Source organism: Pseudomonas sp. RIT409 (assembly GCF_003052515.2).
Classification (GTDB): Bacteria; Pseudomonadota; Gammaproteobacteria; order Pseudomonadales; family Pseudomonadaceae; genus Aquipseudomonas.
On record NZ_QARE02000009.1, the window covers coordinates 105,130 to 118,885 of the forward strand.

Consider the following 13,756-nt stretch of genomic DNA (forward strand, 5'->3'; position numbering starts at 1 on the left):
ACAAAGCGTCAGCCACAGTTCACGCGATTCACCGTTGCGCTCTTGTCGGTGTTCAGATTCAGCCGATCGGAGCGATATTCCAGGGTGACCATGTCGTTGGGGCCCAGCACACGGGCTGTCTGCGCGCCCGCCTTCACTCGCGCCTGCTCCAGCAACGCTGCAGAAGCCGGTTTACCAAGGGCGAACTGCGCGGCCGCCGCATCGCACCGGGAGTAGGCTGAATCCGAAGGCGAAGCATTCGCCGAGGGCTGTGTCGACTCCGACGTACTGCTGCAACCGGCCAGTACCGCAGCGACCAGAACCAGACCCGATGACGCGTATTTCCAGGGCATACCGCCTCCTTGAGATTTACATAGACAAGCCTGTGTGCGACAGCACCCGGATGACATGGTTTCGCGCGGATGCTGTCGACCGGCCATGCCGTTGCTTGATTGAGGCAAGAAGTCTGCCCGAGCCAGCGGCCCGGCCGGCAAGCAAATCGTCACAAAACGTTTGGGACGGTCATCACAATCGCAGCTTCCAGGCAGCGAGACGGTCGGCAGGCCCGACTGAAAGGAACCTGCCTCCGCCCCTGCGGTGGGAGGGGGACAGGCCTCATTTCAAGCGCGCAAGACGATCCGTCAGCAAGTCGAAGAAGCCCTGAGCGTCACCGCTTTCGACCCAGTAGACGTTCTTGGGTCGCCCTAGCGTGTCGTACCAGTCAGCCACGGTCTGGCCCATCGTGACGCCCTCTCGATTATCGATCGCGAGGTTGATCTGCCTGCCACTGAACAGGTCAGGCTTGAGCAGCCATGCGATGACGCTGGCATCGTGCACAGGCCCGCCGGGGAGCCCGTAGTGCACCATGTCGGCCTTGACGTATTCGTTGAGAATGTCAGCAACCCGCTCCCCGGCCCGGTTGTTCAAGCCCTTGATTTTCTGGATGCGCTGATCGCTGGTCAGCATCTTGTGAGTGACGTCGAGCGGCACGTAGGTCAGCTTGACGCCACTGGCCAGCACGACTTTCGCCGCGTCAGGGTCGGCGAAAAGGTTGAATTCCGCCACCGGCGTGATGTTCCCGCCGTTGAAGTGCGCACCTCCCATGACCACCACTTCCTTGATCCCGCGAGTGATCTCAGGTGCCTGAATCAATGCCAATGCCAGGTTGGTCTGCGGCCCCAGCATGGCGACGGTGACGCTGTGAGGGGCCGCCTTGCCCAGCGTATCGATCAGGTACTGCACAGCATTGCCTTTGGCCAGGCCGTGTTTCGGCTCGTACACCGCGACACCCGGCAAGCCTTCCGCGCCATGGATGTTTTCCGCGTAGATGGGCGTTCGGACCAACGGCTGGCCCGCGCCCGCATATACCGGCACCTCGTCGCGCCCCGCCCATTCACGGGCCAGGCGCGCATTGCGCGAGGTCTTGTCGATCCGCACGTTACCGGCCACGGTTGTGATGGCCAGCACATTCAACGCTTCAGGAGAGGCCAGAGCCAGCAGGAGTGCCACCACGTCATCCGCACCTGGGTCGGTGTCGATGATCACATCACGCCTTTCCGCTCCATGAGCCGCTGTACCGGAGAAAATGGCCAACAGTGCAAGACTCCTGATGAGTTGAATGGCAATACGACGATATTTCGGCATTGGAAACTCCCTGTTTCTTCGGTGTAAGCCTGGTCGAAGTTGTCAGAAAACGACACCCGCCACCAGGGCGATGTTGGTGTAAGGCTGGCATTCACCTGTGCGCACGATCGCCCGCGCGTTACGGCTCAATTGCTTCAAGGCGTCATGACTGATCAAGCGCTGCTGGCCTAGGCTTCCAGCTGCACGCAGTGCCTGGATGCCTGCCAGGGCTGGCGGTTGCCGAGCGAGCATCTCGTCTGCCAGCACATGGCTCTCCACCTGCATCTCGGCCAGCACCGTGGCCAGGACCGTCATGAAATCCGGTACACCCTGGGTAACTGCCAGGTCGATGAGCTCGACGCCAGGCGGTACCGGCATGCCGGCGTCGACGATCAGAAGGGTATCACCGTGCCCGAGGGACGCCACGACGCGCGACAGCGCAATGTTGAGCAGCGGAGTCTTCTTCATGGTCGGTAGTCCTGAACGTCTTGTCTGCTGGGAATGGAAGGCTGGGCACCGGCCCGCGTGACAGACAGCGCAGCGGCGATCTGACCATAGCGGATGGCCTCGGCTTCGGACTGCCCTGCTGCCAGGGCCGCGGCGAAACCACCCACGAAGGTGTCTCCGGCTGCCGTGGTGTCGACCGGTTGAACGCGGGGCGCAGCGAAGTGCTGTGCCCCCTCCCGCGTGGCGAAGACGGCCCCCTGCTCGCCCAATGTGACGACCACCTTGCCAACCCCTGCCCTCATCAATGCCGACGCGGCGGCTTGCGCGGAGGCGATACTGTCGACCGGCAGGCCGGTCAAAAGGGCCGCCTCGCTCTCGTTGGGGATCAGGTAATCGATCCACCCGCACCATTGGTCAGGCAACGGACCGGTCGCGGGTGCCGGGTTGAGGATGACGGTCTTGCCCAGTTCTCGGCCGCGCTTGAGGACATGCCCGACCGTCTCGGTCGGCGTCTCCAACTGACAAATGATGACCTCGGCCTGGCTGAGAAGCGTATCGAACCGGTTCACCACCGCGGCGGAGAGGCAACCATTGCCTCCAGCGACGATCACGATCGCATTCTGGCTGCTGTCATCGACCACGATCAGCGCAACGCCCGTCGAGATGCCTGGCACGGTCGTCACCGCCTGGCAATCGACCCCTTCGCTGAGCAGGGCCGAGCGCAACTGTTCGCCATAAGCATCGTCACCGACGCAACCGATCATCGCCACACGGGCGCCCAAACGAGCAGCGGCGACGGCCTGGTTCGCCCCCTTGCCGCCCGGCACCGTGACGAATGATTGCCCGGCCAGCGTCTCCCCCGCCCGTGGCAGGCGGGGCGCCCGGGTGACCAGGTCCATGTTGAGACTGCCCACTATCACTACGTTTGCTTGCATGACGTCGTACTCTTCTCTCCGGCACCTTCGCGGCCGGTTCAGCGAAATTCAGTGAAGGCGTTAGCCGGGGCTGCCGTGGACTCGCGCAGCACGATGCTCGGTGCCACGATCAGCCTCTGAATCGGCACCGCGGCGCGCGTTGAAATTCGATTCAGCAGAACCTCCGCCGCACGCTCGCCCAGTTGCAGGATCGATTGCCCGACCGTCGTCAGCGCCGGGTAGACGTACTGGCTCATCTGGATGTCGTCGAAACCGATCACCGACAAGTCTGCAGGCACCTTGAGGTTTCGTTCGGCCGCGGCGCGCAACACGCCGATGCCGACCATATCGTTGGCAGCGAAAATCGCCGTCGGGCGCTCGCCCTCCAGCAGCCGAGAAGCCGCCTGATAACCGCTGGGGCCGGTGAAATCACTTTCCACCACCCAGTGCTCACGCACGGGCACGCCACGCTCGAACATTGCCCGCCGATACCCGGCCAGGCGCATGCGCGCCACGCTGGTGTGCTCCGGACCACAGATACAGGCGATGTGACGATGCCCCCATTCAAGCAGGTGCGAGGTGGCGAGATACCCGCCAAGCTCATGATCGATGCGCACCAGGTCCGCAGTGACATTCTCCAGATCCCGGTCAACGATGACCATCGGCGTCCGGACCGCGCACAGGCTGTCGGCGAGGCTGTCGCCTCCGCCCACGGACGAAACGATCAAGCCATCGACCCGCTTTTCGAGCAACACGCGCAGGTAGTTGCGCTGTTTCTCCAGATTGTCGTCCGAGTTGCAGAGAATGACGCAGAACCCATTGCGCTCGCAGTAATCCTCGATGCCCCGGGCCAATTCAGCGAAATACGGGTTGATGCCGTTGGGAATCAACAGGCCTATCGTGGCAGTCGACTTCGCCTTGAGCGAGCGTGCCACCGCGCTGGGAACGTAATCCAGTTGGGCAATGGCCGCTTCGACTTTTTTGCGCACCTCGTCGCTCACCGGTCGCGTATTGTTCAGGACGTGGGAAACCGTCGTGTAGGAAATCCCCGCAATTGCAGCCACATCTTTGATGGTTGCCATATCAGCCACGCCGCCGTGCGCGATGACTGCGGTAGGTGTCCAGAACAACCGCGACGACGATCACGGCCCCCGTGATGATGCGCTTGGTCGGCTCGGTCGCGCCGATCTGCGCCAATCCGGCCGCCAGCACCGAAATGATCAACACCCCGAAAAACGTGCTGATGACAGAACCACGCCCCCCCATCAGGCTGGTGCCACCAATGACCACGGCCGCGATGACCTGCAGTTCAAGGCCGGAACCGGCGTTCGGATCTGCTGCTTCCAGGCGGGAAATCTGAAACAACGCTGCCAGTCCCGCCAGCAACCCCATGAGCGAAAACACCAGAATCTTGTAGGGTTTGGGATTGATGCCTGCCAGACGTACGGCCTCTTCGTTGGTGCCGATGCCTATCAGGTAACGCCCGAATACCGTGCGGGTCAGCACAGTCTGGGCGACGAGGATCACCACCAGGGCGATAATGAAAGAAGGGGAGATGCCAAAGGCGAAAGGGTTCGACAGCCAGGCGAAGGCATCACCGATATAGGCCGTACGTGAGTCGGTCAATTGATACGCCACGCCTCGAGCCATCTCCAGCACACCGAGCGAAACGATGAACGAAGGGATTCGCCATCCGACGGTAATCGATCCGGTCAAGGTACCTGCGGCAGTGGCACACACCATCCCCAGCAGCGCAGAGGGCAGCACACCCCATCCCCACCTCAGCATGGCGACGCTGACCGCCGACGCGGCAAGGGCGAGCACCGAGCCGACCGACAGGTCGATGCCGCCGATGATCAGGATGAACGTCATGCCGACGGCGAGCACCATCAGGTCTGGAATCTGGTTGGCCAGGGTGCTGAACGTTTCGTAGGACAGGAAATGATCACTGAGCAGCGAAAACAGCACGATCATCGCCAGTAAAGCGCCCGCCAACCCCAAGTAAGTGCCCAGGCCGAAATAATGGCCGGTGCGTTTAGCGGGCGAAGGCAACGCGGCAGGAGTGGTTGAAGTCTTCATCGAGAATCCCCGAGCGCAGCGTCTGACAGCAGCGCATCACGTTTTTGATAGCCAGCGAAGGCAGCGGCGAGCAGTTGGTCCTGGGTCCAGGTGTCGCGATCAAAGATGTCGATCAGCCGGCCTGCGGACAACACACCGATCCGGTCGCAGATCAACATCAACTCGCGCAGGTCGCTGGAGACCACCACCAACGCCCTGCCTTGGCGGGTCAATTCGCCCAGCAACGCATAAATGTCGAATTTGGCGCCGACGTCGATTCCGCGGGTCGGCTCGTCGAACAGCATCACCTGGCAGTCGCGCTCCAGCCAGCGTCCGATGACCACCTTCTGTTGATTGCCCCCGGACAACTCGGAAACGAGCTGTGTCGGGCTGGAACTGCGGATACGCATGGCATCCACCTGGCGACGGGCCAATGCCATTTCAGCGCCGCCGTTGACCACGCCAGAAGTGGAAATGGCGCCCATGTTGCCCAACGCGATGTTTGCACTGATGGACTGCGTCAGCAGCAGCCCCTCACCTTTGCGGTCTTCGGTGATGAGGGCGATGCCATGACGGACGGCGTCGACCGGCGAACTGAGACGCACCGGGCGTAGAGGATTGCCAACCGACACCGTGCCGCTGTCGGCGACGTCGGCACCGTAAATCAGGCGCAACAATTCAGTCCGGCCCGCACCGATCAGTCCGGAAATGCCAAAAATCTCCCCGGCACGCACGTCGAAGGAGACATCACGCACCTTGTCGGATCGACCAAGCCCCTTGACCGACAGGGCCACTTCTCCGATAGCACGCTGACCCAGGTCGATGTGCTCCCCCAACTCACGCCCCACCATCAAGGTAACCAACTGTTCGCTGTTGTATTGGGCCATCGCGTCCACGCACACCAGCTTGCCATCGCGCAGTACAGCGATGCGTTGGGCGATACGGGCCAGTTCTTCCAGACGGTGGGAAATGTAAATGATGGAAACGCCCCGGTCCTGAAGGCGAGACATCTGCTCGAAAAGCATCTCGACCTCCCTGGCCGTCAACATTGCCGTCGGCTCATCGAGGATCAGGACATGGCAATCGCCAATCAGATTTCGCGCGATCTCCACCATCTGCTGGTGGCCAATGCCCAACTCGCCGACCGGCGTATCCGGGTCGATCGCATCCAGTCCCACCTGGGCCATGGCCTTGATGGCCTGCTCACGGAGCTTCTTGCGGTTGATGAAGCCCGCGCGGCTGGGCAAGTGATCAAGGAACAAGTTTTCGGCAACGGACAGAGTGGGCAGCAGGTTCAGTTCCTGCATCACCATGCGCACCCCCAGCTTCTCTGCCTCGCTACGGCTGCCAGGCGCATAGGGTTGCCCATGAAATTGCATGTGGCCCGTGGTTGGCGTGACCAAGCCGCCGATGATTTTCGACAGGGTGCTTTTACCGGCACCGTTTTCTCCGGTCAGCGCCAGTACCTCGCCACGCACGAGCGTCAGGTCGATATCGCCGAGAACAGGTTGGACGTAGGTTTTGCCGATGCCGCTGACAGATAGAACAGCGGTCTGAGCAGACGCTGGCATAGCGCTCTCCACACGCCTGCTCCCTAAAGAACAGGCGGTCGTTACGGATGATAGGAAAACGGCTTATTGCGGCTTGGTGACCAATTCGACAGGGGTCTCGATGACGCCGTCCTTGATGTCGAGCTTGTCGCCTTTGATCATCTTCAGTGCCGTGTCGATGCCAAACACGGCCTGACGCGCGGCGAACTGGTCAGCGGTCGCAAGTACGCGACCATCCTTGAGCATTGGCTTGATCGCATTGATGTTGTCGTAGCCCACGACTTGCACCTTGCCCGCTTTGCCCGCCGCCCTGACCGCGGACACGGCGCCCAATGCCATGCTGTCGTTTCCGGCCAGCAGCGCCTTCAGGTTCGGGTACTCGTTAAGCATCGCCGAGGCGACGGCATTGCCTTTATCGATTTCCCAGTTACCCGATTGCGTGGACACGATTTTCATCTGCGCAGCGTCCATTGCATCCTTGAAACCGGCAGTGCGTTGCTGCGCGTTGGTGGTGGTCGGAACACCTTCGATGATCCCGACCTGATCACCCGCCGTGAGCTGTTTGGCCAAATAGTCGCCGACCAATTTCGCGCCCTTGCGGTTATTCGGCCCTACGAACGGCACTTCGATGTTCTTGCTTTTCAGCACTTCGGGATCAAGCTGGTTGTCGATGTTGACGACTTTGATCCCGGCGTCGATGGCCTTCTTGATCACCGACGCCAGCGCTTTGGAATCAGCAGGGGCTATGACCAAGGCATCGACCTTTTTGACGATCATCTGGTTGACGATGTCAATCTGCGCGGCGGTATCGGATTCGTTCTTGATGCCGTTGGAAATCAGATCGAAGTCGGCGGAGTGTTGCTTCTGATAGTCCTTGGCGCCGTCTTCCATGGTCAGGAAGAACTCATTAGCCAGGGACTTCATCACCAGCGCGACGGTCGGCTTTTTGGCTTCGTCGGCGTAAGCGGACGAGAAAGGCAGGGAAAGGGAGCTCGCGGTGAGCATGGCGACAGCGAGAAGACGTGCAGCGAAGGGCAGCTTCATGGGATCACTCCGACATTATGATTATTGTATCGGCACCGTTTGAATCCCGGTCGAGGAACGATGGGACCGCAAACGTTTGCGTGAGCCGAACTATGGTAATCCTTCAGGCCTTTGTCAACTGCTCGCTCGATCCCTGCGGCGCGCAGCCGCCCTCTTGTATGACGCCAACGGCGGCAATCGCCCCCTTACACCTCAAGCAGTACGCTAAATCCGTGTGCTAATCCTCTGTAAAACCTATAGATGCGCTAAGATAGAGGCTATCTGACATCGCCATTCCCCATGGCTTTACCGATGAACTGCGGGAGTAATAATGACAAGCCCGGCTACAAACGAAATCCCAGCGGAGGCAGGATCCGATCCTGCCTCGGAATTCGTGCACTCCATGATTGCGTCCCTGCCGGGGGCGAGTCCTGTGGGGCGAGACAGAGAGGCCCAGCGCCAGTGGTACGAGTCGCTGTCGCCAGAGCAGCAGATGGTGGTGCGAGACAGGCTGCGGGAGGAGATCACACGGATTCGATCAGCCTCCGGCCGGCGTTCGAGTGGGTTGTCCACCTATCCCTCCCGACTCAGGGATCACGGTTGACGCTGCCCTGCTCCACCATCCGATGCGCGTCAGGATGCCTGATCGAACGGTGTTCGATCAGGGGCTGGTCTTCAATCTTCTTCCTTGACCGTTGCGACCTCATCAGCCCGAACTTTCACTTTTTTGCCCGAGATGTCTTCGAACTCATAGAAGCCATCCTTGTTCTTGGTTTTCGGCAGGTCCTTGGTCACATACTGCGTACCGTTCTGCAACGTCACCACGGTCGCAGTAGAGCACCCTGCCAGCCACACGCAACTTACCAACGCCAGAAGCGGCCCCACGCTTTTCATCTTCATGCTGACTCCTCGTTCTCATGGCCGGTGCGAACTGATTCGCCGACAGAGCATCTGATCGGCGCGAGCGCTTTTGGTTCGAGATTGCCCGCTCTCCTATACGAATCAAGGAGTTGGCCGGGTTGATGAATATTCCTAAGTCCCATTGCGAAATCCCCCACGATAAAATACTGTATGCGCATACAGTTAAAACAAAAGGATTCATTCGTGTCCGACAGTCTCGCTCCCGCGCCGGCTTCTTATGAGCAACTGGCCTCGCGCATTCAGAAAATCATCAACTCACCCACTGCCCAGCGCTCACGATCGGCGTTGCTTTTCCGGCTCGCCAACGAACAGGAAGATGATTGGAGCCAACTGCTGGAGGAAATCGCCGAGAACGATAACGTGACCCTGGCGTGGCGTGACGATGGAGGCGTACAGATTTTCTGGACCGTGCCTAGAGAAGATTGACCCCTCGGTCTGCGCACCACCCACGAGTCGGTACGAACGGCTCATTTTCGTTTCAATTTGCCTGGCTGTCTTTCATGTTTAGAGTGTTCGCTTCGCTTGTACTGACCTTCGCCCTCCTGCCCCACGCTCACGCTGACCTCAACATGGGCACTTGGAACCTGGAACACTTGAATGTGCGCCCGACCAAGGACTTTCAGGCGATTGCCAAAGTCGCGCAACGTGTCGATTTCCTTGCGATACAAGAGCTGATGAGCGAGCAAGCGCTCCAAACCCTTGCGCAAGAATTGACGCGCCAGACCGGCAAACACTGGAGCGCAATGGCTTCCCATGCCGTGGGCCGTTCCTCTTATAAAGAGATGTACGGTTTCATCTGGCGCGATGATGCAGTGAGCTATGAAGATGGCGCCGTAACCTACCTGGATCGCGGCGACACCTTCGAGCGCGAGCCCTACTCCGCGCGCTTCAGATCGCTCAAGGACGACACCACCTTCGTGGTGGCCACCGTGCACATTCTCTACGGCAAAAATCAGGCGGATCGTGCGTCAGAGATTACAGCGCTGTCCAGTTACTGGACCTGGTTGAAAGAGACCTACCCGGGCAATAACGCGATCCTGCTGGTGGGTGACTTCAACACACCGCCCACTTCTTCTGCCTGGGAAAAGCTCGATGACAGCGCTCGCCCGCTGATGCTCCAGGGTGCCAGCACACTGTCCACCACTGACGGCAAATTTTCCAACCTGTACGACAACATCTTCATCAGTAAGGATTCAGCGATCAAGGTCAGGGCCGTGGAGGTATTCAACTACCCGAAATTTCTCGGACTGACCCATGCCCAAGGGCGGGAGAAGGTTTCTGACCACGCGCCCATTTTCCTCCGCGCCAGCCTGATGGAAAGCGTCACGGCCAACAGTGCGCGCGCTGCCAGACCCAATGCGCCCAACCCGATGCGGCCTGCCGCTGTGAACCCTGGCAGCACCAAGCCCCTTACGGTAGCGATCCGTGGAAACAAGAAAACCATGGTCTACCATCGCCCTGACTGCCCTTCCTACAACAGCGTGTCAGAGAAGAACCGCGTCGAGTTCATCAGCGCAGCCGCTGCAGAAGCGCAACATTACCACCTCGCCGGCAATTGCCATTGAACTCAATCCAGGCAGAGACGCCCATGTCGGCGTCACTGCCCCCTGCTCACTTGCGCGCCAGATCATGCTGAACGCAGCCTTCGTAATAGGCCTGTTTGACCGCTACAGGCTTGAGGCGGGACGGACTTTTATAGGTCTGCTCAGTGATGCCTAGCGCCATCTTTCGCATCCACGGCTGTGAATAATGGCGCTTTTGCAGGTGCTTGCGAGCGCTGGAGAGGGTCGTGCCTGCGAGCTTGGATTGCTGAGCCGTCTTTGCGACGTCCGAACCCCACTTGCACACTTGAAGATCGTTCTTGCTGATATCACGGGCTTGCGCAGGCATCGCTGCCATCATCAAGACCCATGCCGCCACACCTAGCCCCACACTTCGCATACGCTACGTCCCGGAATACCCTGAAAGGTAAGGATTTTTTCAGAAAAGGGTGGACATGCGGGCCATCAGATTGCCTTTTTTCATCATTGAAGGGCCATGCAGCCGATCCTGCCCGATGGAGGCCTGACCATAGCCTGACTCCTCTAAAAGCATTGAATCGCGTAGAGAGCGAGGGTCTCACCACCGCTGGACCATTCAAAAAGATATGGCACATCGCCGCTTATCGGCGCGCAGTTCAAACGACCGGCAAACAGTGCAATTCTCTGTCGGGCAGTATCGATTTTAGCGACACCCAGTGACGCCTCTCAGGCAGAGAACCGCATTACGATCCAAGGCAGGATACCCTCCAGCAGCCTGTATCGATCCCGAAATGAAGTGACAGCATCGCTGCAACAACCTCCGGCGACGCTGTCAGGTACATCAGGAAGTACTCCAATTTCAGACCGGCGTATCAGACGCCCAACAGGCCCATGATGAATGACTCTAAGGATTTTGAAATTCATTACCGATTCAGAGGCGAACCGCGACAGTTTTCCCACCATGCCCGGCACCTGTGCGAGAGCGAGGCGCTGCATTACGCCACACTGCACGCCGGCGTCGGTAATCTCGAAGGCAGCGTGGCCACTGCCCCCTTGCGCCTGGCGATGCTTTACGCCGAAGCACTGGGGGTGACTCAAGTTCAATGGAAACGCACTTGATAGCCAATTGAGCAGAAACGCAAAACGATCCGAGGGGCAGATGGTCGGTATCTACAAGCAGCGCTCATCAAACCAGCAAAGCGAGGAAGAACATGACCATCGATAACGCACTCAAGCACGAGGTGCTGACCCGGCTGTTGCACGCCCACCCTGCCGGGCTGGGCAAGGAAATCCTGGACAATTACCGAGGCGAGAATGCCGTCGCCGACACGCTCGAACATCTTCAGCAGGCAGGTCTGATACACGATGGATGTGTCGATCACCCCGACAAGGGCGAGCGATCGTTGAAATACCCGGTCAAGCTCAGCTCGGCCGGAGTCGATGCGGCGAAGCAGTTGCAGGGCTGACTCGCATCTGCGAAGAAACCGGCCTAGGCCGGTTTCTTTTTGGGGAAATAGTCTGGTGTTCTCCCCAAGTGCTGCATGCCTGATCATCCATGAGCCGGTCAGGCCGCAGCACTCCAGGGGAACGAGACAAATCCTACAAGCCCCATCGAGTTTTCGTCACTCGATCAATTGTGACTTTATTCGTCCGGGAAGAAGCTGTCATACCGGCGGAAACGCACCTGTCCCGTCAGGCCACGGCGTGAGCAGTTCAAAACCAGTCGGGGTGACCGCGACCATGTGCTCCCATTGAGCGGAGAGTGACTGGTCGCGGGTCAGCACCGTCCAGCCGTCGTCAAGCACTCGGGTTCCTGGTTTGCCAGCATTGATCATGGGCTCGATGGTGAACACCATCCCAGGTTTGAGCTTCAGCCCCTTCCCTGCGGCGCCATAATGCAGTACCTGCGGTTCTTCATGGTATTTACGTCCGATGCCATGGCCGCAATATTCGCGCACGACACTGAAGCCCTCGCGGTAAGCGACCGTCTGAATGGCATTCCCGATGTCGCCCAGGGTCGCGCCTGGGCGCACGGCATGGATACCCGCCAGCGTCGCCTCGTAGGTGGTCTCTACCAAACGCCTTGCCAACGGGCTCACCTCGCCGACGTAGTACATGCGACTGGTGTCGCCATACCAGCCATCCTTGATAACGGCGACGTCGATGTTGACGATATCGCCATCCTTGAGGATGTCATCTGGCGAAGGGATGCCGTGGCATACGACAGTATTGGGCGATATGCAGGTGGTTTTGGTGAACCCGTGGTAGCCCACATTGGCAGGCGTGACCTTGAGGACATTGACGATATAGTCGTTGCACAGGTCATCCAACGCTTCGGTGCTGATGCCAGGTTTGACATGGGGCGCAATCATCGCGAGTACGTCCGCGGCCAGACGACCCGCTACTCGCAGACCCACCATATCGGCTTCGCTTTTCAGAGTGATGCTCATCGAGTCGCCACCCCGATCTTGAAGTCGCCACCCTCGGATGAGTCGGCTTGCCCCTGGAACAAAGCGTCTCCCGTCAACTCAGCGCGGATCAGCATCTGGGAAATATCGCTGTAGGTCAGACCCGGGTTGAGCTCGGCCAGCATGCCAATGCGCATCCAGTGTTCAGCTTGCGCATTGATGGAGCGGCTGAGAGCCGCACTGGCCGAGCGAATGTTGGCGTGCATCTGTTCGGAAATCTTGACTAGACCCATGGGTAACCCTCGTCGTGAATATACGAATCATAAACGTTTCATATATTCGACCACAACCACGGGTGAGTGCACTTCAGGCAGTGGAATGTTCCGGTGCACATTCAGACAGGGAATCGGCCAATTGCGAAATGGCGTACCGATCCTTTTCGCCCAATGCGCGATAGTGCGTGATGATTGCTCGCTCCGCTTCGCTGAGCGCATCGATCGCCAACGGCGTTCGCTTGCCTGACAGCACATAAAGGATGTCGACGCCTCGCTTTTCCAGGTCGGCAAGGTAATCAGCGCGAGGAATACGCTCCCCGCTTTCGTACTTGCCTTGGGCATTGGCTTCAACACCACCCACAGCGCCAAACTCCTGCTGAGACAACCCAAGACGTTTTCGCTCTTCCTTCAATCGTCGGCCAATGTTCATGATCAATAGCCTCAAACGTAAGCTGTTAAGTTCCAGACCCCACTGGTCCGGGGGAGTTGCGATTGCTTCGACGATTGTTCAAGATTTGCCCTTACGGCCTCAGGAATACGTCAACATGGCCGATAGATTCGGATGGAATGCCGGCCTGTAGCGGGCACCCGATTCATGCAGTTCGGAGAACCAGACGTGATCACATTTATCCTGGCGTGGTGTGCCTTGTCGCTCATGGGGACTTTGTTCGCGTTGAGCCTGATCAAGATGGGCAAACGGCGTCAGCCCGATGCCGAAGATCTTTCGACGCGAACCCGCGTGGCCCGCTCCACTTATAAACACTGAAACCCCACTCACCACCAACGTTGGCAACGCTGGCATTCTCTCGGCTATGCCTGCTCGGCAGCGGCACGGTGAGCAGTGGAAACGAGCGTCAGCCCGGCCAGCTCCTGGCTGAATTGCCGGACACCGGCCGCCAATGCCAGAAAGTCTTCTCGTTGCATCGCGTTGCCCCAAACGCTATCGAATGTGACGTCTGTCACTTCAGAAATGAACGGCGAGGCGGTTTGAGCGTGATTCATCTGCATGGTCAATCTCTCTATTCACATACTGTTCAT

General features: G+C 59.1%; 19 protein-coding genes. 5 read left to right on the top strand and 14 right to left on the bottom strand.

Annotation, left to right across the window (positions count from 1 at the left end):
* Positions 1-8: 8 nt before the first annotated feature.
* From DBP26_RS13470 to DBP26_RS13510, 9 genes are all read right to left on the bottom strand, one after another.
* Complete coding sequence (locus DBP26_RS13470) at positions 9-332, bottom strand: I78 family peptidase inhibitor (RefSeq protein WP_108238069.1); 324 nt, start codon at positions 330-332, stop codon at positions 9-11.
* A 262-nt stretch (positions 333-594) separates the two neighbouring features.
* A complete protein-coding gene (locus DBP26_RS13475) occupies positions 595-1,623 on the bottom strand; it encodes a nucleoside hydrolase (protein WP_108238068.1) in 1,029 nt (342 codons plus the stop codon).
* Between the two features lie 42 nt (positions 1,624-1,665).
* Complete coding sequence (rbsD, locus tag DBP26_RS13480) at positions 1,666-2,070, bottom strand: D-ribose pyranase (RefSeq protein WP_108238067.1); 405 nt, start codon at positions 2,068-2,070, stop codon at positions 1,666-1,668.
* Positions 2,067-2,984 (bottom strand): ribokinase, encoded by a 918-nt coding sequence (gene rbsK, locus DBP26_RS13485; RefSeq protein WP_108238066.1) that lies wholly within the window; start codon positions 2,982-2,984, stop codon positions 2,067-2,069. Before rbsK ends, rbsD begins: the two co-directional genes overlap by 4 nt.
* A 38-nt stretch (positions 2,985-3,022) precedes the next feature.
* On the bottom strand, positions 3,023-4,045 hold the full coding sequence (locus DBP26_RS13490; protein ID WP_108238065.1) for a LacI family DNA-binding transcriptional regulator: 1,023 nt from the start codon (positions 4,043-4,045) through the stop codon (positions 3,023-3,025).
* Between the two features lies 1 nt (position 4,046).
* Positions 4,047-5,042 (bottom strand): ABC transporter permease, encoded by a 996-nt coding sequence (locus DBP26_RS13495; protein ID WP_108238064.1) that lies wholly within the window; start codon positions 5,040-5,042, stop codon positions 4,047-4,049.
* Positions 5,039-6,592, bottom strand: a complete 1,554-nt coding sequence (locus DBP26_RS13500) for a sugar ABC transporter ATP-binding protein (protein WP_108238063.1) — start codon at positions 6,590-6,592, stop codon at positions 5,039-5,041. Before DBP26_RS13500 ends, DBP26_RS13495 begins: the two co-directional genes overlap by 4 nt.
* A gap of 63 nt (positions 6,593-6,655) precedes the next feature.
* A complete protein-coding gene (locus DBP26_RS13505) occupies positions 6,656-7,615 on the bottom strand; it encodes a sugar ABC transporter substrate-binding protein (RefSeq protein WP_108238062.1) in 960 nt (319 codons plus the stop codon).
* Between the two features lie 654 nt (positions 7,616-8,269).
* Entirely contained in the window at positions 8,270-8,494 is a 225-nt protein-coding gene (locus DBP26_RS13510) for a YgdI/YgdR family lipoprotein (RefSeq protein ID WP_108238061.1), read from the bottom strand.
* Between the two features lie 171 nt (positions 8,495-8,665).
* Between DBP26_RS13510 and DBP26_RS13515 the strand changes: the two genes are divergently transcribed.
* Positions 8,666-8,941, top strand: coding sequence for a DUF1654 domain-containing protein (locus DBP26_RS13515; protein WP_108238060.1), 276 nt, complete (start codon positions 8,666-8,668; stop codon positions 8,939-8,941).
* Positions 8,942-9,015: 74 nt separating this feature from the next.
* Positions 9,016-10,080 (top strand): endonuclease/exonuclease/phosphatase family protein, encoded by a 1,065-nt coding sequence (locus DBP26_RS13520; protein ID WP_108576127.1) that lies wholly within the window; start codon positions 9,016-9,018, stop codon positions 10,078-10,080.
* A 46-nt stretch (positions 10,081-10,126) separates the two neighbouring features.
* Here DBP26_RS13520 and DBP26_RS13525 read toward each other — a convergent pair whose 3' ends face one another.
* A complete protein-coding gene (locus DBP26_RS13525) occupies positions 10,127-10,456 on the bottom strand; it encodes a hypothetical protein (RefSeq protein ID WP_108238058.1) in 330 nt (109 codons plus the stop codon).
* Positions 10,457-10,929: 473 nt separating this feature from the next.
* Between DBP26_RS13525 and DBP26_RS13530 the strand changes: the two genes are divergently transcribed.
* Together DBP26_RS13530 and DBP26_RS13535 are read left to right on the top strand one after the other, a co-directional pair.
* Positions 10,930-11,154 carry a DUF6555 family protein gene (locus DBP26_RS13530; RefSeq protein WP_108238057.1) on the top strand — a complete coding sequence of 75 codons (225 nt, stop codon included), beginning with the start codon at positions 10,930-10,932 and terminating at the stop codon, positions 11,152-11,154.
* Between the two features lie 92 nt (positions 11,155-11,246).
* On the top strand, positions 11,247-11,501 hold the full coding sequence (locus DBP26_RS13535) for a hypothetical protein (protein WP_108238056.1): 255 nt from the start codon (positions 11,247-11,249) through the stop codon (positions 11,499-11,501).
* A 198-nt stretch (positions 11,502-11,699) separates the two neighbouring features.
* Here DBP26_RS13535 and map read toward each other — a convergent pair whose 3' ends face one another.
* The 3 genes from map to DBP26_RS13550 all read right to left on the bottom strand — a co-directional run bounded on the left by map (position 11,700) and on the right by DBP26_RS13550 (position 13,148).
* On the bottom strand, positions 11,700-12,485 hold the full coding sequence (gene map, locus DBP26_RS13540; RefSeq protein ID WP_108238055.1) for a type I methionyl aminopeptidase: 786 nt from the start codon (positions 12,483-12,485) through the stop codon (positions 11,700-11,702).
* Positions 12,482-12,736 carry a ParD-like family protein gene (locus DBP26_RS13545; RefSeq protein WP_108238054.1) on the bottom strand — a complete coding sequence of 85 codons (255 nt, stop codon included), beginning with the start codon at positions 12,734-12,736 and terminating at the stop codon, positions 12,482-12,484. Before DBP26_RS13545 ends, map begins: the two co-directional genes overlap by 4 nt.
* 73 nt (positions 12,737-12,809) lie before the next feature.
* Positions 12,810-13,148 carry a helix-turn-helix transcriptional regulator gene (locus DBP26_RS13550; RefSeq protein WP_108238053.1) on the bottom strand — a complete coding sequence of 113 codons (339 nt, stop codon included), beginning with the start codon at positions 13,146-13,148 and terminating at the stop codon, positions 12,810-12,812.
* A 186-nt stretch (positions 13,149-13,334) separates the two neighbouring features.
* Here DBP26_RS13550 and DBP26_RS26955 point away from each other — a divergent pair, with 186 nt between their 5' ends.
* Positions 13,335-13,484 carry a hypothetical protein gene (locus DBP26_RS26955; protein WP_158541433.1) on the top strand — a complete coding sequence of 50 codons (150 nt, stop codon included), beginning with the start codon at positions 13,335-13,337 and terminating at the stop codon, positions 13,482-13,484.
* A 44-nt stretch (positions 13,485-13,528) separates the two neighbouring features.
* Here the strand turns inward: DBP26_RS26955 and DBP26_RS13555 are convergent, their stop codons facing one another.
* Positions 13,529-13,726: a hypothetical protein gene (locus DBP26_RS13555; protein WP_256601458.1), complete on the bottom strand. Its 198-nt coding sequence runs from the start codon at positions 13,724-13,726 to the stop codon at positions 13,529-13,531.
* Positions 13,727-13,756 lie beyond the last annotated feature (30 nt).

What these genes read in the sequence shown, in the direction of transcription:
- DBP26_RS13545 (WP_108238054.1), bottom strand. Translation starts at nt 12,736, where the DNA reads ATGGGTCTAGTCAAGATTTCCGAACAGATGCACGCCAACATTCGCTCG.
- rbsD (WP_108238067.1), bottom strand. Translation starts at nt 2,070, where the DNA reads ATGAAGAAGACTCCGCTGCTCAACATTGCGCTGTCGCGCGTCGTGGCG.
- DBP26_RS13505 (WP_108238062.1), bottom strand. Translation starts at nt 7,615, where the DNA reads ATGAAGCTGCCCTTCGCTGCACGTCTTCTCGCTGTCGCCATGCTCACC.
- DBP26_RS13495 (WP_108238064.1), bottom strand. Translation starts at nt 5,042, where the DNA reads ATGAAGACTTCAACCACTCCTGCCGCGTTGCCTTCGCCCGCTAAACGC.
- DBP26_RS13490 (WP_108238065.1), bottom strand. Translation starts at nt 4,045, where the DNA reads ATGGCAACCATCAAAGATGTGGCTGCAATTGCGGGGATTTCCTACACG.
- DBP26_RS13510 (WP_108238061.1), bottom strand. Translation starts at nt 8,494, where the DNA reads ATGAAGATGAAAAGCGTGGGGCCGCTTCTGGCGTTGGTAAGTTGCGTG.
- DBP26_RS13515 (WP_108238060.1), top strand. Translation starts at nt 8,666, where the DNA reads ATGCGCATACAGTTAAAACAAAAGGATTCATTCGTGTCCGACAGTCTC.
- DBP26_RS13530 (WP_108238057.1), top strand. Translation starts at nt 10,930, where the DNA reads ATGAATGACTCTAAGGATTTTGAAATTCATTACCGATTCAGAGGCGAA.
- DBP26_RS13520 (WP_108576127.1), top strand. Translation starts at nt 9,016, where the DNA reads ATGTTTAGAGTGTTCGCTTCGCTTGTACTGACCTTCGCCCTCCTGCCC.
- DBP26_RS13525 (WP_108238058.1), bottom strand. Translation starts at nt 10,456, where the DNA reads ATGCGAAGTGTGGGGCTAGGTGTGGCGGCATGGGTCTTGATGATGGCA.
- DBP26_RS13535 (WP_108238056.1), top strand. Translation starts at nt 11,247, where the DNA reads ATGACCATCGATAACGCACTCAAGCACGAGGTGCTGACCCGGCTGTTG.
- DBP26_RS13475 (WP_108238068.1), bottom strand. Translation starts at nt 1,623, where the DNA reads ATGCCGAAATATCGTCGTATTGCCATTCAACTCATCAGGAGTCTTGCA.
- map (WP_108238055.1), bottom strand. Translation starts at nt 12,485, where the DNA reads ATGAGCATCACTCTGAAAAGCGAAGCCGATATGGTGGGTCTGCGAGTA.
- DBP26_RS13555 (WP_256601458.1), bottom strand. Translation starts at nt 13,726, where the DNA reads ATGCAGATGAATCACGCTCAAACCGCCTCGCCGTTCATTTCTGAAGTG.
- DBP26_RS13500 (WP_108238063.1), bottom strand. Translation starts at nt 6,592, where the DNA reads ATGCCAGCGTCTGCTCAGACCGCTGTTCTATCTGTCAGCGGCATCGGC.
- rbsK (WP_108238066.1), bottom strand. Translation starts at nt 2,984, where the DNA reads ATGCAAGCAAACGTAGTGATAGTGGGCAGTCTCAACATGGACCTGGTC.
- DBP26_RS13550 (WP_108238053.1), bottom strand. Translation starts at nt 13,148, where the DNA reads ATGAACATTGGCCGACGATTGAAGGAAGAGCGAAAACGTCTTGGGTTG.
- DBP26_RS13470 (WP_108238069.1), bottom strand. Translation starts at nt 332, where the DNA reads ATGCCCTGGAAATACGCGTCATCGGGTCTGGTTCTGGTCGCTGCGGTA.